Genomic DNA, 20290 nt, shown 5'->3' with positions numbered 1-20290 from the left:
TTATGCCCCAACTCGACATACAGATCAGCATTGAAGACGAGGGCTGGCCCGAAGAGCCTGCCCTTTTGGCCCTGAGCGAAAAAGCGCTTGGGGCGGCTGCCGAATTCCTGGCGGGCCAGGAAAAGCAGCCATTCCCGAAAACCGCCCCGGAATTGTCGCTGGTCTTTACCGACGATGCGGCGATCAAGGAAATCAACGCCGAATGGCGCGGCAAGGACAAGCCGACCAACGTGCTGTCTTTCCCGGCTTTTCCGCTCGAACCGGGCAAGATGCCGGGCCCGATGCTCGGCGATATCGTCATCGCTCGCGAGACGGTTGAGCGGGAAGCGGTTGATCTCGATAAAAGTTTCGAGGATCATCTGACCCATCTGCTCGTCCACGGTTTTCTGCATCTGTTCGGCTACGACCATATGCAAACGGACGAAGCGGAAAGAATGGAAGCGTTGGAGACTCGCATTTTGGCCATCCTTGGCCTATCTGACCCCTATGCGGGGCAAGACCCGATAGTATAGTCTGGACCAATGAACGACTTTTCGACAAACCCGACCCGTGAGGGCAAGGACGCCGACTCGAGTTCCTCGGAAGAGGGCAGTAGTCCGTCTCGAGCGGAAGCCCAAAAACACCAAAGCTCTTTCTGGTCGCGCGCCGTGAGGCTACTCAGGCCGTCGCAGGGCGAGAAGCTCCGCGAGGACCTCGCCGATGCGCTGATGACCGACACCAATATCAGCAATGCCTTCTCGCCCGAGGAACGGGCGATGCTGCACAACATTCTCCGGTTCCGCGAGATCCGCGTCGAAGACATCATGGTGCCGCGCGCCGACATTGAGGCGGTCGACATGACCATGACGATCGGCGAACTGATGATCCATTTCGAGGAAACCGGTCGCTCGCGCATGCCTGTCTATAACGACACGCTCGACGACCCGCGCGGCATGGTCCATATCCGCGACCTCCTGTCCTATCTGGCCAAGCAGGCGCGCAACAAACGCCGCACCAGTGCGCGCGCCGCACCCACCCAGCCGATGCCGCTTGCCACCGACAAGCCGGAAAAGGCCGAAAAGACGGTGCGCACCCCGCGGCCTGCCTTCGACCTCGGCCGCGTCGATCTCGAGCAGACGGTTGCCGAAGCCGGGCTGATCCGCAAGATCCTGTTCGTGCCGCCCTCGATGCTCGCCTCCGACCTCATGCAGAGCATGCAGGCCGCCCGCACCCAGCTCGCGCTCGTCATCGACGAATATGGCGGGACCGACGGCCTAGTCACCCACGAGGATATCGTCGAAATGGTGATCGGCGACGTCGAGGACGAACATGACAATGAAGAGGTCATGTTCTCCCGCACCAGCGAGGACGTGTTCGTCGCCGATGCGCGTATCGAACTGGAGGAGATCGCCAAGGCGATCGGTTCTGACTTCGACATTCGCGACCGTCTCGAAGACGTCGATACACTGGGCGGCCTGATCTTCTCTGCGCTCGGCCGTATTCCGGTGCGTGGCGAAGTGGTGCAGGCGGTGCCTGGCTTCGAATTCCATATCCTGGAGGCCGATCCTCGCCGCATCAAGCGCGTCCGGATCCTGCGCAAGCGAACGCTCGCGCGCCGCCGTCAGAAAGGGGAGGGCGAAATGCTGCTCACCGATCAGACGACGACAACTGCCCTGCTGCCGGCGCCATCCGCTCAGGATGCCGACCGGCGCAATCACCAGGCTGAATGATCCCTGAGGTGTCCGCCTCTTTGACCTCACGACAAGCCCGCCATTTTTTGAAAGACTGCAGCCGCTGATTCGGGGGCGGAAGGGAACATAGATGGAGCGGCTGGCGGGCAGGATCATGCTTCTCTGGGGCTTCCCGCGCGTCGTCGTCGCTTTTCTCGCAGGAGCGATCGGTGCGCTCGCCCTGCCGCCCTTCGGCTTTTTCGCAGCACTTTTCATCTCCTTCACGCTGCTCGTCTGGCTGATGGACGGTTCCACCGGCAATCCGGATGGGGGACGGTTCGCGCGGTTCCGGTCGGCCTTCTGGATCGGCTGGGTCTTCGGTTTCGGCTACTTCGTCGCCGGCCTCTGGTGGCTTGGCAACGCGCTTCTGGTGGAAGCGGATGAATTTGCCTGGGCGCTGCCGTTCGCGGTTCTTGGCCTGCCTGCCTATCTCGCCCTATTTTACGGTCTCGCGACGGCGATCGCCCGCATCTTCTGGTCGGATGGTTTCGGGCGGATGGCCTCGCTTGCCTTCGGTTTCGGTGTCGCCGAATGGCTTCGCGGCTTCGTCGCCACCGGCTTTCCCTGGAATGCGGTCGGATATGGCGCGATGCCCATGCCCCTGATGATGCAGTCCGCAGCCGTGCTCGGCATTTTCGGCGTGACGGTTGTCGCCGTCTTCGTGTTTTCGGCACCCGCCCTGATAGGCACCAGAAAGGGCATGCGGACCGGACTGACGCTCGCCGTCCTGCTGTTTGCCGCCCATCTGGGTTATGGCGCCTACCGTCTGCAGATTGCCGACGCCGCGCCGGCTCCTGCCGCCGACAATCAGCCGGTCGTCCGCATCGTTCAGCCGGTCATCGACCAGGCGCGAAAGCTGGACGATGCCGAACGGGCGGCGATCTTCGAGGAACATCTTGCGTTGTCGGCTTTGCCGCCCGAAAACGGTGGCAAGCGACCGGACATCATCGTCTGGCCCGAAACCTCGGTGCCCTTCATTCTGACCCAGAACCCGGATGCGCTGACCCGCATCGCCGAGGTGCTGCAGGATGGCCAGGTCCTGATTACCGGCGCGGTCCGTTCGGAAGATGCGGGCGCAGGCTTCGCGCCGCGTTTTTACAATTCCATCTATGTGATCGACAGCCAAGGCCAGATCGTATCGGCCTCCGACAAGCTGCATCTCGTCCCGTTCGGGGAATATGTCCCCTACGAAGATCTCCTGCGCAATCTCGGCATCCCCGATGCCATCGCGATGCCGGGCGGCTTCAGTGCCGCTCCGGTACGGGCCATGCTGACGCTGCCGGGGGGCAGGACCTTCTATCCGTTGATCTGCTACGAGGCGATCTTCCCGGACGAGATCGGGCTTGACGTGGAGCGGGTGAGCGCGCTTCTAAATGTTACCAATGACGGCTGGTTCGGAGCGACGCCGGGGCCGTATCAGCACTTCCAGCAGGCACGAATCCGCGCCGTCGAAAACGGCCTGCCGCTGATTCGCGGCGCAAATACCGGCGTTTCAGCGGTTGTTGACCCCTTCGGGAGGCTGATCCGGGGCTTGGATTATAATCAAAAAGGCGTGATGGACGCAACCTTGGGCAGTATTTCAATCCCGCATTGGGATGTAAATGCTCGGGAACAGCACTTCTGGTTGGTTCTTGCACTGATGTTGTTGATTGCAGCCATCTCGCGCGCTGGTTTTAATTTTCGGACGAATTGACCAAAAACCCCTAAAATTGCATAGTGGTCGCAGCCTTTCGTCTCGCCATATGCTTCAAACGTTGAGCCTGTTGTGACCAGCCGCACGAAGTGTATCTCCACACGCAGACCGGGTTGTGAGGATTGAACAACAAACGTGTCAGGACATCGTTATGATTGAAAACAAAAAGAAGCCGAACCCGATCGATATTCACGTCGGGAGCCGAATTCGCCTTCGCCGGACCATGCTCGGAATGAGCCAGGAAAAGCTCGGTGAAAGCCTTGGCATTACGTTCCAGCAGATTCAGAAATACGAAAAAGGCACGAACCGCGTCGGCGCGAGCCGTCTGCAGAACATCTCCAGCATTCTCAACGTGCCGGTCTCCTTCTTCTTCGAAGATGCGCCGGGCGATCAGGGCGGTCAGGGCGGCATGGCGGAAGCCTCAAGCTCCAACTACGTGGTCGATTTCCTCTCCTCCTCCGAAGGCCTGCAACTGAACCGGGCTTTCGTGAAGATTTCGGACCCGAAAGTTCGCCGGCGTGTGGTAGATCTCGTAAAGGCCCTGGCAGCGGATGCCGAGGTCGAATAAGGCTCATTGATATCAGCACAGAAGCGGCCTCCGGGCCGCTTTTTTGTTGCCCGCACCGGAGCATCGGGGTGTTGCGGGAATGTCAGACTTATAGACATAAAGATATATTTATGTCGTTGTACGCTTGTGTTTGTCGATGGAAATCACTAACACAGGTGCGTTCGTTTCTTTGAGGGGAATCCCGTAATGCGCGCAAGTTATCTGTTCACCAGCGAGTCCGTTGCCGAGGGCCATCCGGACAAGGTTTGTGATCGTATCTCCGATGAAATTGTAGATCTTGTGTACCGCGAGGCGGCCAAGACCGGCGTCGATCCCTGGACCGTGCGCATTGCCTGCGAAACGCTGGCAACCACGAACCGTGTCGTCATTGCCGGCGAAGTCCGCCTGCCGCCGAGCCTGATGAAGAAGGACAAGGACGGCAAGGACGTCATCAATCCTTCGAAGTTCAAGTCGGCCGCCCGCAAGGCGATCCGTGACATCGGTTACGAGCAGGACGGCTTCCACTGGAAGACGGCCAAGATCGACGTGCTGCTGCATTCCCAGTCTGCTGATATCGCACAGGGCGTTGACAGTGCTGCCGACAAGCAGGGCGACGAAGGTGCCGGCGACCAGGGCATCATGTTCGGTTACGCCTGCAAGGAAACGCCGGACCTCATGCCGGCGCCGATCTATTATTCCCACAAGATCCTGCAGCTTCTCGCGATCGCCCGCAAGAAGGGCGAGGGTGACGCCGGCAAGCTCGGCCCGGACGCCAAGAGCCAGGTGACCGTGCGTTACGAAAACGGCAAGCCGGCCGCGGTCGACTCGATCGTTCTTTCCACCCAGCACCTCGACGAGAGCTGGGACTCCAAGAAGGTTCGCCAGGTCGTCGAACCCTATATCCGCGAAGCGCTCGGCGACCTGCCGATCGCCAAGGATTGCAAGTGGTACATCAACCCGACCGGCAAGTTCGTCATCGGCGGCCCGGATGGTGACGCAGGCCTTACCGGCCGCAAGATCATCGTCGACACCTACGGTGGCGCGGCTCCCCACGGCGGCGGTGCATTTTCCGGCAAGGACACGACCAAGGTCGACCGTTCGGCCGCCTACGCTGCTCGCTATCTGGCCAAGAACGTCGTTGCTGCCGGCATTGCCGACCGCTGCACCATCCAGATTTCCTACGCAATCGGCATCGCCCAGCCGCTGTCGATCTATGTCGACCTGCACGGCACGGGCAAGGGCGTGACGGAAGACCAGGTGGAAGCCGCCATCCGCAAGGTCATGGACCTGTCGCCGACCGGCATCCGCCGCCATCTCGATCTCAACAAGCCGATCTATGCGAAGACTTCCGCTTACGGCCACTTCGGCCGCAAGGCCGGCCGCGACGGCTCCTTCTCCTGGGAGAAGACCGATCTGGCGAAGCCGCTCAAGGATGCGCTGAAGGAAGAGACCCTCAAGGCCGCCTGATCGGCCTTTACGGATAGCTCCATAAAACTGTAAAGCGGGTGCCTCCTGACGGAGACGCCCGCTTTTATCATGAGAGACCAGCCTATGACCGAACCGCAGCACCCGAGCCGCAGCACCGAAGCCTTCTTCGGGCGCCGCAAGGGCAAGCAGCTCCGCGAACGCCAGGCGGAGGGGATGGCGATACTGCTGCCTGCGCTGAAGCTCGATCTTCAGGCGCCAGCGCCGGCGGTGCTTTCGGAGATATTTCCGATACCGGTCGAGGAACTGCGGTTGGAAATCGGTTTCGGCGGCGGCGAGCACCTGGTCCACCGTGCGCAGGAGAATTTAAAAACCGGCTTCATCGGCGTCGAGCCTTTCGTCAATTCCATGGCGAAGCTTCTGTCGCGCGTCGACGAACTGGGGCTCAAGAATATCCGGGTCTATGACGACGACGCCACGCAGGTTCTGGACTGGCTGCCGGATGCATCGCTCGATCGCATCGACCTGCTCTATCCGGACCCGTGGCCGAAGCGGAAACATTGGAAAAGGCGGTTTGTGTCTGCGGTCAATCTCGACCGCTTCCACCGCGTGCTGAAGCCGGGCGGTCTGTTCCTGTTCGCATCCGACATCGACACCTATGTCAACTGGACGCTGACCCATTGCCGCGACCATGGCGGTTTCCAATGGCAGGCGGAGCAAGCTTCCGACTGGCTGACGCCCTTCGCCGGCTGGCCGGGTACGCGATACGAGAACAAGGCCCGCCGAGAAGGTCGTTCCTCGGCCTATCTGACGTTCAGGAAAGCCTGAAAAGTCAGTGCAGGCTGACGGTCTTCAGGTCGTCTTCAGCAGCCTTGAAGAAGGTGCTGGAGCGATTGTCGGTGAGAAGAATCGGCGTGCCATCTGCGCCGAATAGGGCCCAAAGATCGAGACTGGGATCGATATCCGGGGCTTCAGGGAAGCAGCGGGACACTTCTTCTGACCGCATCTTGCGAATGTATCCGACCTCTCCGGCGCCCAGATGAGCAAGTTCGGACTGCGTCAAACGCGTATTCGCTTCTTTCAGGAGCATTCCAGCCTCCAGCATTGAGGGGCAATGGCATTAGCGCCATTGACCTACTCTGAGACGGAAATGTTAATTTTTCGCACCATGCGTGCGGGCTCGGGGCGGATAAGGTCGACCGACAGCAAGCCGTTCTTGAGCGAGGCGCCGGAAACCTGCATTCCATCGGCCAGCACGAACATGCGCTGGAACTGCCGGGCAGCAATGCCGCGGTAAAGATAGTCGCGCTCACCCTGCTCCGTCTGGCGTCCGCGGATGACGAGGTGGTTTTCTTCCGTCGTCACCTCGAGCTCGGTTTCGGAAAAACCGGCGACGGCCAGCGTGATTCGCAGCCGTTCAGGGGCACCGGAAGCGTCAGCGCGGATGCGTTCGATGTTGTAGGGAGGATAACCGTCGTTCGCCTTCGCAAGGCGTTCGAGTGTCTTTTCCATGGCGTCGAAGCCCAGAAGCAGGGGGCTCGCAAACGGCGTCATTCGGCTCATCGGACAGTCCTTGCAACAAGCGACCATGTCGGCGCCCGCCGGGCGGCCCGCCAACTCGTTCGTTATATGGGAGGTTACGGCGGCGACCGCAAGGATGAGCGGCGGGACTGATGGACACGGCTGTACAATGCCCCCGATCATGCGGCACTTGACAGAATGTCAGGTTGTGGACCACTACCCGGAAAAAAGGAGCATTCATGCAGCGCAGGAAAATTATCATCGATACCGACCCGGGTCAGGACGATGCCGCGGCGATCATGCTTGCCTTTGCGAGTCCCGACGAGATCGAGCTGCTTGGTCTCTGCGCGGTCGCCGGAAACGTGCCGCTTTCCTACACCAGCCGCAACCTCCGGATCGTCTGCGAACTCTGTGGCAGGCCGGAGGCGCCGGTTTACGAGGGTGCGCTGAAGCCAACCATGCGCCCGCAGGTCACCGCCGAGCACGTGCACGGCAGGACCGGCCTCGACGGTATCGAATTGCCCGAACCGACAATGCCGGTGAAAGATATCCATGCTGTCGACTTCATTATCGACACGTTGCGCACTGAGCCTGCCGGAACGGTAACGCTCTGCACGCTCGGGCCGCTCACCAATATCGCGCTCGCTCTCGAGAAAGCGCCGGACATTACGGGGCGCGCGAAGGAATTGGTGATGATGGGCGGCGGCTTTTTCGAGGGCGGCAACATCACGCCGGCTGCCGAATTCAACATCTATGTCGATCCGGAAGCGGCAAAGACCGTGTTCGCCTCGGGCATGCCGATCGTCATGATGCCGCTCGACGTCACCCACCAATTGCTGACGACCAAAGCCCGTGTCGAAAAGATCGCCGCGCTCGGCACCCATCCGGCGGAGGTCCTGGTCGCGTGGCTCGCCTTTTTCGAGCGCTTCGACATCGAAAAATACGGCTCCGATGGCGGCCCGTTGCATGATCCCACGGTCATCGCCTACCTCATCAAGCCCGAACTCTTTTCCGGCCGCGACTGCAATGTCGAGATCGAGACAGGGTCGGACCTGACGGTCGGCATGACGGTGGTTGACTGGTGGCACGTCTCCGGTCGCAAGCCGAATGCCAAGGTGATGCGCCATGTCGATGCCGACGGCTTTTTTGAGTTGCTGACGGAGCGGGTCGCCCGGCTCTGAGGTGGGATAAGCCGACAAAGAAAAAGCCGCCGGTTGCACGGCGGCTTTTCTGTGTTTTCACCTGAAGCTGCGATCAGAATTCCTGCCAGTCGTCCGCTACGACGGCGGCCGAACCGTGGTAGATCGCAGCCCGTGGCGCCGGCTTGGCACGTGGGGCCGGTGCGGGCGGGGTCGGCCGCGTTGCCCGCATGGTCTGCGCGACCTGGCGCAGCGTCTGAGGCGCGCTTTGGGTGTGGCCTGTCGCATGCGCCGAAACGCGGAACCGAGCGACCAGCGACTTCAGCGTTTCCGCTTCCGTGCTCAGCACCGTGCTCGCGGCGGTGGTCTCTTCCACCATCGCGGCATTCTGCTGGGTCACCTGGTCCATCTGGTTGACCGCCGAATTGACCTCCTTGAGGCCGACGGCCTGTTCGCTTGCCGACGCGGAAATCTGGCGGATCAACCCGTTGATCTGCATCACCTGCACGGCAATCTTCTGCAGCGTGTCGCCGGCCTTGCCGACCAGTTCCACCCCATCGCTGACCTGGCTGGTCGATGCGTTGATGAGCGCCTTGATCTCCTTGGCGGCGGTGGCGGAACGCTGGGCGAGTTCGCGGACTTCCTGCGCGACGACAGCAAATCCCTTGCCCGCCTCGCCCGCGCGGGCAGCTTCGACGCCGGCATTGAGGGCAAGCAGGTTGGTCTGGAAGGCAATCTCGTCGATGACGCCGATGATGCGGGAGATTTCCTGCGAGGATTGGGCAATGCCGTGCATCGAGGCCACGGCCTTCTGTACCACTTCGCCGGACTTTTCCGCATCGTCGCAGGCGAGGTTGACCGTGGCGGCGGCGGAGCTGGCGTTCTCGGCGCTGGAATTCACCTGCGCCGTGAGCTCGTTGAGCGCGGCTGCGGTCTCCTCCAGGCTTGCCGCCTGCTGCTCCGTCCGGCGCGACAGATCCTGCGCGCTGGTGGTGATTTCGCGGCTGCCATTGCCGATATTGTAGACGGTGGAGCTTACCGTCGCGATCGTCTCCTCGAGACTTTCCAGCGCCTTGTTGAAATCGACCTTCAGCTTGCCATATTCGCCCGGGAAGTCGTCCTGAATGCGATAGCCGAGATTGCCGTTGGAGAGCTCCGCCAGGCCATTGGCAAGCGACGTGACGACGCGCTGCTGCTGCTGCGCGTTCGCCTCCCGCTCGCCTTCGGAACGGTGGCGCTCGTTTTCCGCCGCATGGCGCTGCGCTTCCGCTTCCGTTTCGAGCCGGCGGCCGTCCGCCAGCGTGTGGCGGAAGCCTTCGAGCGCTCCGGCCAGCGAGCCGATCTCGTCGGTGCGGTCCTGGCCCTCGACCGGCTGCTCGAACCGGCCCTTGCTCAAGGTATCGACGCTGCCGAGCAGTGCCCCCAGAGGCCGCCGCACGAAGACGGTGCTGCCGAAATAGAGGGTCGCGATGCAGGCCCCCATGATGACGATCCCACCGAGCACCATCATCAGTGTCTGGTCCTGAACCGGTGCGGCGATCACGCTCTGCGGCACGTCCAGGACAATCGCCCAGGTGGCATTGAGGTCCGGAACCGTGAACGGATAGACGACGCGTTCAAAGGGTTCCGCCGCATCGGCGGTCAGGTTGTCGAGCTGGACCGGCTGGTTCGACTTCAGCGCGGCCAGCAGCTCGCTCGTTTTCTCGCCTTCGACCGGCTTCATCAGCTTGTCGGGATTGACAGGCACGATCCATTTGCCGCCTTGCGACACCAGGAGAACCCGGCCGGAGCCGAACGGCCGCATCGCCTGGAGCTTCTTTGTCAGGGTTGCCATCGACACGTCGAGGCCGGCAACTCCAAGGAGCTTCGAGCCGGACATGACGGGGTAGGCGACGGAGCTCATGGCGACAGCATCGCCCGTGGTGCTTTCGATATAGGGCTGGGTGAGCGAGCCTTTCTTCGAGATTGCCGCAAGCGAATACCATTCCGCCTGGGTGTCGATGTCGAAGACGCTATAGGCGATATCGCCGGTGCGGCTCTTGGTCCAGTACGGGGCAAGCTCCCCCTTCTTGTTGGCGCCCATCTCCTTGTTGCCGACGAGTTCCGCGTTCTTTCCGTCGAATGCGCCCGGAACTTCGGCAAACCAGCTGCCATAGGCAAAAGCATTCTGCTCCAGGTTGGCCTTGAGGGCGTCGGTGACGCCCTTGCGGTCGAGATAACCCGCGGCATGGCCGCGGCCGATCACGCCCGCCATCGAGCGTGCCGCGCCGGCAAGCTGGCCCATGTCGACGGCGACTTCGTTGGCGATGGAACGCGCCTCGGCCTGCGCCTGCGCCATGGTCAGCGTCGACACGCGGTTGCGGGTTTGGGAGATCAGGAAGAAGTTGGAGAGAACCAGAACGCCGGCGATCACCAGGCTCGTTACAAGTATGAGCTTCGTGGAGAGCGACTTGACCTTGAGCGAAAACATCGATTGCCTCGGAGTGCGGACAGGGTGAGGCTCCTTCATGGAGCGGCCGCGAGGCGGATCGAATCTCGTCCCCGCAGAGATATGACCGCGACCCTAAAAGCGATATGTTAACGTTGACTAAAATTGCAAATGCTTGCTCTGCCGCAACGGCGAAAGTAGGGGGAAATACTCGATCGAAGCAGCTCAGACCCTGGCGTCGACCGCCTCGGCGGGCGGGATCGATGGCTGGGCGCCGCGGCTGAGGCAGGCGAGCGAACCGGCCACTGCGGCGCGGCGGAGCGCTTTCGGAAAATCGAGCCCCTGTTCGAGACTGGCGGCCAGATAACCGCAAAACGTGTCGCCGGCGCCGACCGTATCGACCGGTTCGATCTTCAATCCCTCGGCCGTGACAATCTTTCCGTCGCGGATCGCGACCACGCCGTCGCCGCCGAGCGTGACGACGTATGTCTGGCCGGTTTCCGCGTGCAGTTTTTTCAACATCTCCTGGCGCGCCGCAGCGTCCGGGATCGGGCTTCCGGCCAGCAGTTCGAATTCCGTTTCATTGGCGACGACGATATCCGCGAGCCGGGCAAGCCGGGTCGCATCGCCGGTCAGCGGCGCCGTGTTGATCACCGTCAGTACGCTTTTGGCGCGCGCGGCGTTGAGCGCCGTCTCTACCGTCTCGGCCGGGATTTCGAGCTGCAGCATCAGGATATCGCCGGTCTTCATGGCTTCGACCGCCGCCTCGGCCTGCGCCGTGCTCACCGTACCGTTGGCGCCGGCCACCACCGCGATCATGTTTTCGCCCGTGCCCCCCACCAGGATCAGAGCCGTGCCGGTTGGATCGGTTACGCGCGCGACCGCCGAGAGATCGACTTTGGCGTCATCGAGGAGTGCGAGTGCCGGTGTAGCAAAACCATCTTCTCCAACGGCTCCGACCATATGCACGGCGCTTCCGGCACGGCGGGCGGCGAGCGCCTGGTTGGCGCCCTTGCCGCCGGCGGCCGTCGCAAAGCTCGATCCCGCAACCGTCTCGCCCGGCTGGGGTAGGCGCTCGGTCGTGGCGATGAGATCCATGTTGATGGAGCCGAGGACGGTGATCATGGCGGGCCTGCATGCTTGATTTAAAGTCGCGCGACACTGCCCGAGAGGATCACTCCTCGTCAACCACCCGCAGTTTGAGAAGACCGGTACGGCTTTCGACCACTTTCGCCTGTGGCAGGTCGCGGGCTGCCTCCGCCGGAGCCTCCAGTTCAAGAGCCTCGATCCTGGCGCCGCGGCGGTTGAGCTTGTCGGTGGAGGTCATGATCTGCTCGACATCCTTCTGGGCAGCGAAGAAATGTGTCTGCAGCTTGCGGGTACGGTCATCGAGGCGGGAAAGATCCTCGATCAGCAGCGCCACTTCGCCCTGGATGAGATGTGCCTGCTCGCGCATCCGCTGGTCCTTCAGCACGGCCTGGATGACCTGGATGGACAGCATCAGCAGCGAGGGCGAGACAATGACGATCCGGGAACGTTGCGCCTTCTGCACAGCGCTCTCGAAATGCTCGTGGATCTCCGCGAAGATCGATTCCGATGGCACGAAGAGGAAAGCCATTTCCTGTGTTTCGCCCGGGATCAGGTATTTTTCCGAGACATCGCGGATGTGGACCTCGAGGTCGCGCTTGAAGGCCTGGGCGGCGGCCCGTCTGGCTTCGGGTGCCGCGGCCTCGCGAAATGCGTTCCAGGCTTCGAGCGGAAATTTGGCATCGATCACCAAGGGCGGAGCGCCGTTCGGCATCCTGATCGTGCAGTCGGGCCTTGTGCCGTTCGAGAGCGTGGTCTGGAAGCCGTAGGCCCCCATCGGCAATCCGTCGGCAACGATCGCTTCCATTCGGCCCTGGCCGAAGGCGCCGCGTGTCTGCTTGTTCGACAGGATCGCCTGCAGGCCGACGACGTCCTTTGCCAGCGTTTGGATATTGTTCTGGGCGGCGTCGATCACCGCCAGCCGTTCCTGCAGCCGCTGCAGGTTCTCGTGCGTCGACTTGGTCTGTTCGGTGATCGTCGCGCCGATCCTATGTGTCATGCCATCGAGCCGCTGGCTGACCGACTGGTTCAGTTCCGATTGCCGCGTCGAAAGCGTCTCCGCCATTGCCGACAACCGTCCCTGCATCTCGCTTTGCGCTCTCAGAAGTTCAGAAAGCCGGGCCTCGCCTTCCATCGCCCGCAAGGCCGCATCTTCCTGCCGCCGAAGCGATGCCCGGCGCCCCAGAAACAACCATAACAGCAGCAATGCCGCTGCACACATCATCGCCACGACGGCAGCGCGCGGATCGTCGAAGAAACGGGAAAGGCTGGCAACGAGATTATTCATGGCGGGAAACTAACAGAATTTTGTCGCTTGAAAAGATCAAAACATGAACATTGAGCTTCCTCCGGCCGTAATTTCTATTCCTTCGGAAAAAAAGATGGGTTATGGGAAGCCATGACGATCAAGCCTCTGATTATTCTGCCTGACCCGATCCTGCGTCAGCTTTCCAAGCCGATAGAGCGTGTTGACGCCGAGCTTCTGAGGCTCGCCGACGACATGCTGGAGACCATGTATGACGCGCCGGGCATCGGCCTTGCGGCGATCCAGATCGGCGTGCCGCGCCGCCTGCTGGTCGTCGACATTGCGCGCGAGGGCGAGGAAAAGCAGCCGCAGGTCTTCATCAATCCGGAGATCGTCACATCCTCAGACGAGAGCTCCGTGTATGAAGAGGGCTGCCTCTCCATTCCGGAATATTATGCCGAGGTGGAACGCCCGGCGACCGTGAGCGTCAAGCATCTCGGCCGCGACGGCAAGGAATATGTGGTAGAGGCCGATGGCCTGCTCGCCACCTGCCTGCAGCATGAGATCGATCACCTGAATGGCGTGCTTTTCATCGACCATATTTCCCGCCTGAAGCGCGAGATGGTGATCAAGAAATTCACCAAGGCTGCCAAGTCCAAGGCGGTCTGAACCGCCGCTCAGGCGATCCGAGTTAAGAAGGCGCGGTCTCTTGAGACGCGGAACGTCCATGTCTCTTCGCATCATCTTCATGGGAACCCCGGAATTTTCCGTGCCGACGCTGCAGAGCCTCAAGCACGCGGGGCACGAGATCGTCGCAGTCTATACCCAGCCGCCGCGCCCGGGTGGTCGCCGCGGGCTCGATCTGGTGAAGTCGCCGGTGCATCAGGCCGCCGAACTGCTGGGCATCCCCGTTTTTACGCCGGTGAATTTCAAGGATCCGGAAGAGCGCGAAAAATTCCGCGGGCTCAAGGCGGATGTTGCCGTTGTCGTCGCCTACGGCCTGCTGCTGCCGGAAGCGATCCTGACGGCCACACAGCTCGGTTGTTACAACGGCCACGCTTCGCTCCTGCCACGCTGGCGCGGTGCCGCGCCGATCCAGCGGGCGATCATGGCGGGTGACAAGAAGACCGGCATGATGGTCATGCAGATGGAAAAGGGCCTCGATACCGGCCCCGTTGCGCTGACGAGGGAAGTGGAAATCGGCGAGAACATGACGGCGGGCGAACTGCACGACAAGCTGATGCTGGTCGGTGCCCGTGCCGTGGTCGAGGCGATGGAAAAACTCGAAGCCAACGACCTGCCGCTGACGCCGCAATCGCCGGAAGGCGTGCTTTATGCCGCCAAGATCGACAAGGGCGAGACGCGTATCGATTTTTCGAAACCCGCAGCGGATGTGCATAACCACATCCGCGGTCTGTCGCCTTTCCCGGGCGCATGGTTCGAGGCGGAAATCAACGGCAGGCTGGAGCGTGTGAAGGTTCTTCTGTCGGAAATCGGCGAGGGGCAGGGCGAGCCCGGAACGATTCTTGACGACGCACTGACCCTTGCCTGCGGCGCGGGTGCGGTGCGGCTCCTCAAGTTGCAGAAGGCCGGGGGCAAGCCCCTGGCCGCGGCGGAGTTCCTGCGCGGTACGCCGCTGGGGCCTGGCACGAGGCTCTCCTGATGCCGCGATTCCGCATGATCGTCGAATATGACGGCACGCCCTATGTCGGCTGGCAGAAGCAGAAGAACGGCCATTCGGTACAGTCGGCACTTGAAACTGCCATCCTGTCCTTGACCAAGGAGAGCGTGGTGGTCAAGGGCGCCGGCCGCACCGATTCCGGCGTTCATGCACGCGGGCAGGTGGTGCATGTCGATCTGTCGCGGTTGTGGCAGCCACACCGGCTGCGCGACGCGCTGAACGCCTATCTGGGCATGGCCAGGGAGAAAGTCGCCATCATCGGCGTGCAGGTCGTCGATGATACGTTCGACGCCCGCTTTTCGGCTGTCCGGCGATACTATCTCTACCGCATCATTTCACGCGCCGGCCCGCTGGCGCTGGATGCGAAGCGCGCCTGGTGGGTCACCAAGGATCTGGATCATGAGGTCATGCATGCCGCCGCCCAGACGCTGGTCGGAAAGCACGATTTCACGACTTTTCGTTCGGTTCATTGCCAGGCGAAAAACCCCGTCCGCACGCTGGACATGCTGGATGTCACGCGCACCGGTGACCTGATCGAAATCCGCGCGACGGCACAGAGTTTCCTGCACAATCAGATACGTTCGCTAGCCGGCACGCTGAAACTGGCCGGTGAAGGCCGGATGACGCCGGCGGATGTCCGCGCAGCACTGGACGCCCGGGACCGCAAAGCCTGCGGGCCGGTGGCGCCGCCCGAGGGACTTTATTTCATGCGCGTCGATTATCCAGGCGATCCCGTAGAGCCCTGAAGCGCTGGTTCATCAGAGCGGATAGATTCCGAGGAAACGCTGCAGGGCTTCGGTCAGCAGCATGCTCGGCACGATCAGCACCAGCACCAGCGTGGTGATCATCAGCGGCTGCGGCCCGCAGATCATCCGCATCACCCGCGATACAGCGACGATCATGACGATCAGCAGTGCGAAATGGACAAGCGCCAGGACGGTATCGAGGCTGGATGGCAACAGAAAGCGCAGGCTCAGCAGGCCATAGAGATAGGCGAAGGGAACCGAGAGCCAGTTGACGCTGACGACGACCGCCGGAAACTTTCGGGCAATGCCGAGAAGCGAGCAGAGTACGCCGGCAAGGATCAGCGGCACCAGCCAGTTGAAGATTTCCAGCATCGCCATGCGAACGAAGAAAATCCCGCCGGTCCGGGCGCCGGGCGGCATGCCTTCGAGCAGATAGTCGCGCCACCACAGCCAGGAGATGAACGCTCCCGGCAGGCACCAGACGAACGCCCAGAACGAGCGCATCATGCCGCGATCGGAAATGTCGAGCAGGCGGAAACCCTGCGCATCGCCCCGGATCAGCAGCCAAATACCGCTCAGATAAAGTCTGACTTCAGGATAGGAGGGCAAGGTTGCCTCCCCGCAAAACGGCGAAATCACGCATCAGGTTAACGAAACCCCCATGATATTCTCCAGTTCGCGCGCAACAATAACTTCCGCCAGAACCACGAGCCCCAGGGTCGCAATTCGGATCATCACCGGGCCACCCATGACGGTTCTCAGGATGCACCACATGAGAAAGAGCGTTGCAAACAGAAGGATTGCCGCGAGCACAAGCGCGCCATAACCGGCAAGGCTTGCAAGGGCGCCAGGCTGATCGGAAAGGAAGGCGACAGGCGCCAAGACAGCATAGGCCGCATAGGCGAACGGGACGGCAAACCAGTTGCGCAGCACGATCAGAATCCGCACGAGCGGCATGAAGCGCAGAATGAAGCCGAGCACGATGAGCGCCACGGCTGGCACGATCCATTGGGCCGCTTCGAGAACCAGCATCTTCAGGAAAAAGATGAAGGAATAGTCCTCACGTTGAGGGAAATGGCGAAGGTATTCCATCCGCCGGAAGATCCAGCCGACAACGAGTGCCGGCGCGCACCAGGCGACTGCCCAGAACGAACGCAACACGCCCTCGTCCGAAATATCGAACGGCCGCAAACCGCGCGCATCGCCGCGGATCAGCAGCCAGAGGCCGCCGAGGTAGAGCCTGACTTCATGATAGGAGGGCATTATCGAACCAGCGGGAGAGGAAGGTCCCATAGATTTGGGTAAGCGTCTCCAGATCGGCAAGGGCCACGCGCTCGTCGATCATGTGCATGGTCTGGCCGACCAGGCCGAATTCGACAACGGGGCAATAATCCTTGATGAACCGGGCATCAGACGTACCGCCCGTCGTAGAAAGCTTCGGCACCTTGCCGGTCACGCTCTCGACAGCGCCGGAAAGCGATGCGATCAGAGCGTTGTTGCGGGTCAGGAACACGTGGCTTGGGCGTTCCGCCCAGGTGATTTCGTAGCGCGCCGGTTCCCGATCCGGGCGAAGCGGGTTGCCGACCGCTGCCGCATCCAGCCGTCTGACGATCTCCGCCTTGACGGTGTCGGCCGTCCAGGTGTCGTTGAAGCGTATGTTGAAAGCGAAACTGGCCTTTGCCGGAATGACGTTGGTCGCCGGATTGCCGACATCGATGGATGTCACTTCCAGGTTGGAGGCCGGGAATTCCGCCGTGCCGCCGTCGAAGGGCGGGTCCATCAGGGCAGATGCAAGCGGCAGCAGGCCGCGCACCGGATTGTCGGCCAGATGTGGATAGGCCGCGTGGCCCTGGACGCCGAAGACGGTGACCTTGCCGGAGACCGACCCGCGACGGCCGATCTTGATCATGTCGCCGAGCACATCGGGATTGGTCGGCTCGCCGACCAGGCAGGCATCCCAGGTCTCGCCCCGTTCAACGGCCCACTTCAGCAGCTTCTCGGTTCCGTTGACCGCCGGGCCTTCCTCATCGCCGGTGATCAGAAAAGAGATCGAGCCTTTTGGCGCGCCATTTTGCTCTATGTGGCGGGCGACGGCGGCGACGAAACAGGCGATCCCACCCTTCATGTCCACCGCGCCGCGGCCGAACAACTCATCACCGACAATCTCGCCGGCAAACGGCGGCCGGCTCCACGACGTTTCATCCCCCGGCGGCACCACGTCCGTATGGCCGGCGAACATCAGATGCGGCGCATCTGTGCCGAGCCGGGCATAGAGGTTCTCGATGTCCGGCATGCCGGGCTCCGTCGCCACCATGCGCTCGACCTTGAAACCGAGCGGAAGCAGCATGGCCTCCAGCGCTGCCAGAGCGCCGCCCTCGGCGGGTGTCACCGAGGGGCAGCGGATGAGCGTCTGGAGATTGGCGATGGGATCGGCACTGGACATGGGATGGGATCAGTCGCGCAGCAGTTCGTTGATACCGGTCTTGGAGCGGGTCTTTTCATCGACTCGCTTGACGATCACGGCGCAATAGAGGCCGGGGCCCGGCTCGCCGTTCGGGAACGGCTTGCCCGGCAGCGTGCCGGCGACGACCACCGAATAGGGCGGCACCTCGCCATAGCTGATCTCGCCGGTGGCGCGGTCGACGATCTTGGTCGACTTGCCGATGAACACGCCCATGCCGAGCACCGAACCCTGGCGGACGATGCAACCTTCGACCACTTCCGAGCGGGCGCCGATAAAGCAATTGTCCTCGATGATGGTCGGGCCGGCCTGCATCGGCTCCAGCACGCCGCCGATGCCGACGCCGCCGGAAAGATGCACGTGCTTGCCGATCTGGGCGCAGGAACCGACGGTCGCCCAGGTGTCGACCATGGTGCCTTCATCGACATAGGCGCCGAGGTTGATGAAGGAGGGCATCAGGACGACGTTTTTGGCGATATAGGCAGAGCGACGCGCGACTGCGTTCGGCACGGCACGGAAGCCGGCGGCGCGGAACTCGCTCTCACCCCAGTTCTCGAATTTGGAGGGCACCTTGTCCCACCAGGTGGAGGCACCGGGGCCGTTCTTGACCACTTCCATGTCGTTGAGGCGGAAGGACAGGAGCACCGCCTTCTTCAGCCACTGATGCACCGTCCACACGCCGTCTTCGCCCCGGCTTGCGACTCGCGCCTTACCGCTGTCCAGCAGGTTGAGCGCCTCTTCGACCGCGTCGCGGATCTCTCCCTTGGTCGAAACCGTTACGGTGTCGCGGTTGTCGAAGGCCGTCTCGATAGTCTTTTCGAGAGAAGAAAAGTCGGGGCTGCTCATGGGAAATCCTTAAACGTCACTCTGTATCGTGATGGTGGGAGAGGTGGCCATTTGGTGTCATTTGATCTAAGCGACCGCCACTCAAGCGTCAATGTGAATTGGCGTCAATGCATTTGACGCCGGAAGGATCATGCGAATGGCAAAGGCGAAGAAGGACGGGCCGCGGCGCAAGGACGGGGTCTGGGATCCGCTGAAGGACAACAAGGCGGACAAAAACGACGCCGCAGTCCAGCCGAGGACGCCGCAGACGGAATCGCATTCCTATCGGCTAGCCTATGCGGATGACGAATTCCTCAGCCGCGAAGAGCTTCGCCCCGTGCGGCTTCAGCTCGAGCTGATGAAGACGGAAATGGCATTGGCCGAGCGCGGCATCAGATCGACCGTCGTGCTGTTCGGCGGCGCGCGCATCCCGGCTCCCGGCCAGAGCGCCTGGGCCGCCCGCAACGACACCCAGCGCCAGAACCTTGAAGCGGCTTCGGTCTATTACGACGAGGCGCGCAAGTTCGCGGCACTCTGCGGCAAACACTCGGCCGGCTACAATCATCAGGAATACGTGGTGGTGACCGGCGGTGGCCCCGGCGTCATGGAGGCTGGCAACCGCGGTGCGGCGGAAGCCGGTGCCCCGAGCATCGGGCTCAACATCATGCTGCCGCACGAGCAGGCACCCAACCGCTTCGTAACGCCGGAACTCAGCTTCAACTTCCACTATTTCGCCATCCGCAAGATGCATTTCATGATGCGGGCGAAGGCAGTCGTTGTCTTCCCCGGCGGGTTCGGCACCCTGGACGAAATGTTCGAGGCGCTCACCCTCATCCAGACCAAGCGCATGGAGCCCATACCGCTCATCCTGTTCAGCGAATCCTTCTGGCGCGGCATCATCAACTTTGGCGCGCTCGCGGAGTTTGGCACCATCGCGCCGGATGACCTGAGCCTCATCAGTTTTGTTGAAACTTCGGAACAGGCTTGGAAGATCATCTCGGATTTTTACGAGCATTGAAAAATAAAAGAACCCGCCCCTTGGGGAAGGGGCGGGTCCTTTGGACGACTGTCGGAGCTAGTTCCAAGGGGGCGGAGAACTAGAGGGGGCGGTCCGGCAGGTCGTCGATGGAAATGGTTCCATCCTTGCTGGTATCCATGCGGGCGAACAGCTTGTCGGATGCGGTGGTGGCTTCCGTCTTGGTGATCTTGCCGTCCTTGTCTTCATCGACCATGCGGAACATGCCCCGGCCCATCATCTGACGGTCGTGCGGGCCTTCCCACCGAGCGTCTTCGCGGCGCCCGCCGTGGCGGCCCTGACCATCATGGTTCCATGCAGAACGATCGCGGTCTCGGCGATGGTCATCACGCCGGTCGGCCATGTTATCGTCGGATTGGTCGTCCTTCGGGTCTGTGGCATTGGCCACTTCGGGCTGATGGGTCTTGCGGAACTCTTCCATCTTCGCCTGACGATAGTCGAACATCTCGCCGCGGGTCAGTGAGCCATCCTTGTTGGCATCGATCGCGGTGAAGAGCTTGTCCTGAAATGCGGTCATCTCGTCCTTGGAGATTTTGCCATCCTTGTCGGCATCGGCATTCTTCAGGAGGCGCACGAACATCACGTCCTGCATCATCGCCCGGCCGGGACCACCATGGCGGCCGGGACCATCACGCCCTGGAGCTGCAAAGGCAGGAACGGCTGCGCCGGCGATCAGCGCTGCTCCAAGGGTCGCCAGAACGATCTTCTTCGCGGTCATTGCGGTGGTCCTTCAGGTTGTTTCGATAG

General features: G+C 61.8%; 21 protein-coding genes. 11 read left to right on the top strand and 10 right to left on the bottom strand.

Going from position 1 to position 20290, the window contains the following annotated elements:
* Positions 1-2 precede the first annotated feature (2 nt).
* From ybeY to trmB, 6 genes are all read left to right on the top strand, one after another.
* On the top strand, positions 3-512 hold the full coding sequence (gene ybeY, locus C5J26_RS24740) for an rRNA maturation RNase YbeY (protein ID WP_105404189.1): 510 nt from the start codon (positions 3-5) through the stop codon (positions 510-512).
* 9 nt (positions 513-521) lie between these two features.
* Positions 522-1709 carry a hemolysin family protein gene (locus tag C5J26_RS24735; protein ID WP_105404188.1) on the top strand — a complete coding sequence of 396 codons (1188 nt, stop codon included), beginning with the start codon at positions 522-524 and terminating at the stop codon, positions 1707-1709.
* A gap of 91 nt (positions 1710-1800) precedes the next feature.
* Entirely contained in the window at positions 1801-3402 is a 1602-nt protein-coding gene (lnt, locus tag C5J26_RS24730; RefSeq protein WP_105404187.1) for an apolipoprotein N-acyltransferase, read from the top strand.
* Positions 3403-3553: 151 nt separating this feature from the next.
* Positions 3554-3970, top strand: coding sequence for a helix-turn-helix domain-containing protein (locus tag C5J26_RS24725; protein WP_037079404.1), 417 nt, complete (start codon positions 3554-3556; stop codon positions 3968-3970).
* Positions 3971-4156: 186 nt separating this feature from the next.
* The gene (metK, locus tag C5J26_RS24720) at positions 4157-5416 is read left to right on the top strand and encodes a methionine adenosyltransferase (RefSeq protein WP_105404186.1); all 1260 of its coding nucleotides are present in this window, start codon (positions 4157-4159) and stop codon (positions 5414-5416) included.
* Between the two features lie 69 nt (positions 5417-5485).
* Complete coding sequence (gene trmB, locus C5J26_RS24715; RefSeq protein WP_371681948.1) at positions 5486-6202, top strand: tRNA (guanosine(46)-N7)-methyltransferase TrmB; 717 nt, start codon at positions 5486-5488, stop codon at positions 6200-6202.
* A 4-nt stretch (positions 6203-6206) separates the two neighbouring features.
* On the opposite strand, the gene C5J26_RS24710 is transcribed toward trmB, so the two are convergent.
* Together C5J26_RS24710 and C5J26_RS24705 are read right to left on the bottom strand one after the other, a co-directional pair.
* Complete coding sequence (locus C5J26_RS24710) at positions 6207-6464, bottom strand: DUF1150 family protein (RefSeq protein ID WP_046630469.1); 258 nt, start codon at positions 6462-6464, stop codon at positions 6207-6209.
* A 44-nt stretch (positions 6465-6508) separates the two neighbouring features.
* Positions 6509-6937: an Hsp20 family protein gene (locus C5J26_RS24705; RefSeq protein WP_046667429.1), complete on the bottom strand. Its 429-nt coding sequence runs from the start codon at positions 6935-6937 to the stop codon at positions 6509-6511.
* A gap of 197 nt (positions 6938-7134) precedes the next feature.
* On the opposite strand from C5J26_RS24705, the gene C5J26_RS24700 reads away from it, so the two are divergent.
* On the top strand, positions 7135-8076 hold the full coding sequence (locus C5J26_RS24700; protein WP_105404184.1) for a nucleoside hydrolase: 942 nt from the start codon (positions 7135-7137) through the stop codon (positions 8074-8076).
* A 73-nt stretch (positions 8077-8149) separates the two neighbouring features.
* Here C5J26_RS24700 and C5J26_RS24695 read toward each other — a convergent pair whose 3' ends face one another.
* The 3 genes from C5J26_RS24695 to C5J26_RS24685 all read right to left on the bottom strand — a co-directional run bounded on the left by C5J26_RS24695 (position 8150) and on the right by C5J26_RS24685 (position 12836).
* Positions 8150-10504 (bottom strand): methyl-accepting chemotaxis protein, encoded by a 2355-nt coding sequence (locus C5J26_RS24695; RefSeq protein ID WP_105404183.1) that lies wholly within the window; start codon positions 10502-10504, stop codon positions 8150-8152.
* Positions 10505-10687: 183 nt separating this feature from the next.
* Positions 10688-11587 carry a ribokinase gene (locus C5J26_RS24690; protein ID WP_105404182.1) on the bottom strand — a complete coding sequence of 300 codons (900 nt, stop codon included), beginning with the start codon at positions 11585-11587 and terminating at the stop codon, positions 10688-10690.
* 49 nt (positions 11588-11636) lie between these two features.
* A complete protein-coding gene (locus C5J26_RS24685) occupies positions 11637-12836 on the bottom strand; it encodes a DNA recombination protein RmuC (RefSeq protein WP_105404181.1) in 1200 nt (399 codons plus the stop codon).
* Between the two features lie 111 nt (positions 12837-12947).
* On the opposite strand from C5J26_RS24685, the gene def reads away from it, so the two are divergent.
* Genes def through truA form a run of 3 tightly spaced genes read left to right on the top strand, consistent with a single transcriptional unit; the run spans position 12948 to position 15221 of the window.
* Positions 12948-13463 carry a peptide deformylase gene (gene def / locus C5J26_RS24680; RefSeq protein WP_105404180.1) on the top strand — a complete coding sequence of 172 codons (516 nt, stop codon included), beginning with the start codon at positions 12948-12950 and terminating at the stop codon, positions 13461-13463.
* Between the two features lie 58 nt (positions 13464-13521).
* The gene (fmt, locus tag C5J26_RS24675; protein WP_105404179.1) at positions 13522-14457 is read left to right on the top strand and encodes a methionyl-tRNA formyltransferase; all 936 of its coding nucleotides are present in this window, start codon (positions 13522-13524) and stop codon (positions 14455-14457) included.
* A complete protein-coding gene (truA, locus tag C5J26_RS24670; RefSeq protein WP_105404178.1) occupies positions 14457-15221 on the top strand; it encodes a tRNA pseudouridine(38-40) synthase TruA in 765 nt (254 codons plus the stop codon). The genes fmt and truA overlap by 1 nt, the downstream gene beginning before the upstream one ends.
* A gap of 12 nt (positions 15222-15233) precedes the next feature.
* Here truA and C5J26_RS24665 read toward each other — a convergent pair whose 3' ends face one another.
* The 4 genes from C5J26_RS24665 to dapD are packed head-to-tail and all read right to left on the bottom strand — an operon-like array spanning position 15234 to position 18528.
* A complete protein-coding gene (locus C5J26_RS24665) occupies positions 15234-15830 on the bottom strand; it encodes a hypothetical protein (RefSeq protein WP_105404177.1) in 597 nt (198 codons plus the stop codon).
* A gap of 33 nt (positions 15831-15863) precedes the next feature.
* The gene (locus C5J26_RS24660) at positions 15864-16484 is read right to left on the bottom strand and encodes a hypothetical protein (protein WP_105404176.1); all 621 of its coding nucleotides are present in this window, start codon (positions 16482-16484) and stop codon (positions 15864-15866) included.
* Positions 16468-17664 (bottom strand): succinyl-diaminopimelate desuccinylase, encoded by a 1197-nt coding sequence (gene dapE, locus C5J26_RS24655; protein ID WP_105404175.1) that lies wholly within the window; start codon positions 17662-17664, stop codon positions 16468-16470. Before dapE ends, C5J26_RS24660 begins: the two co-directional genes overlap by 17 nt.
* A 9-nt stretch (positions 17665-17673) precedes the next feature.
* Positions 17674-18528 carry a 2,3,4,5-tetrahydropyridine-2,6-dicarboxylate N-succinyltransferase gene (gene dapD, locus C5J26_RS24650; protein WP_105404174.1) on the bottom strand — a complete coding sequence of 285 codons (855 nt, stop codon included), beginning with the start codon at positions 18526-18528 and terminating at the stop codon, positions 17674-17676.
* A gap of 136 nt (positions 18529-18664) precedes the next feature.
* On the opposite strand from dapD, the gene C5J26_RS24645 reads away from it, so the two are divergent.
* A complete protein-coding gene (locus C5J26_RS24645; protein ID WP_105404173.1) occupies positions 18665-19525 on the top strand; it encodes an LOG family protein in 861 nt (286 codons plus the stop codon).
* Between the two features lie 79 nt (positions 19526-19604).
* Here C5J26_RS24645 and C5J26_RS24640 read toward each other — a convergent pair whose 3' ends face one another.
* The gene (locus C5J26_RS24640; RefSeq protein WP_105404172.1) at positions 19605-20261 is read right to left on the bottom strand and encodes a calcium-binding protein; all 657 of its coding nucleotides are present in this window, start codon (positions 20259-20261) and stop codon (positions 19605-19607) included.
* Positions 20262-20290 lie beyond the last annotated feature (29 nt).

Source organism: Neorhizobium sp. T7_12 (assembly GCF_002968535.1).
Classification (GTDB): domain Bacteria; phylum Pseudomonadota; class Alphaproteobacteria; order Rhizobiales; family Rhizobiaceae; genus Neorhizobium; species Neorhizobium tomejilense.
This window is presented reverse-complemented; position numbering and strand designations above follow the sequence as displayed.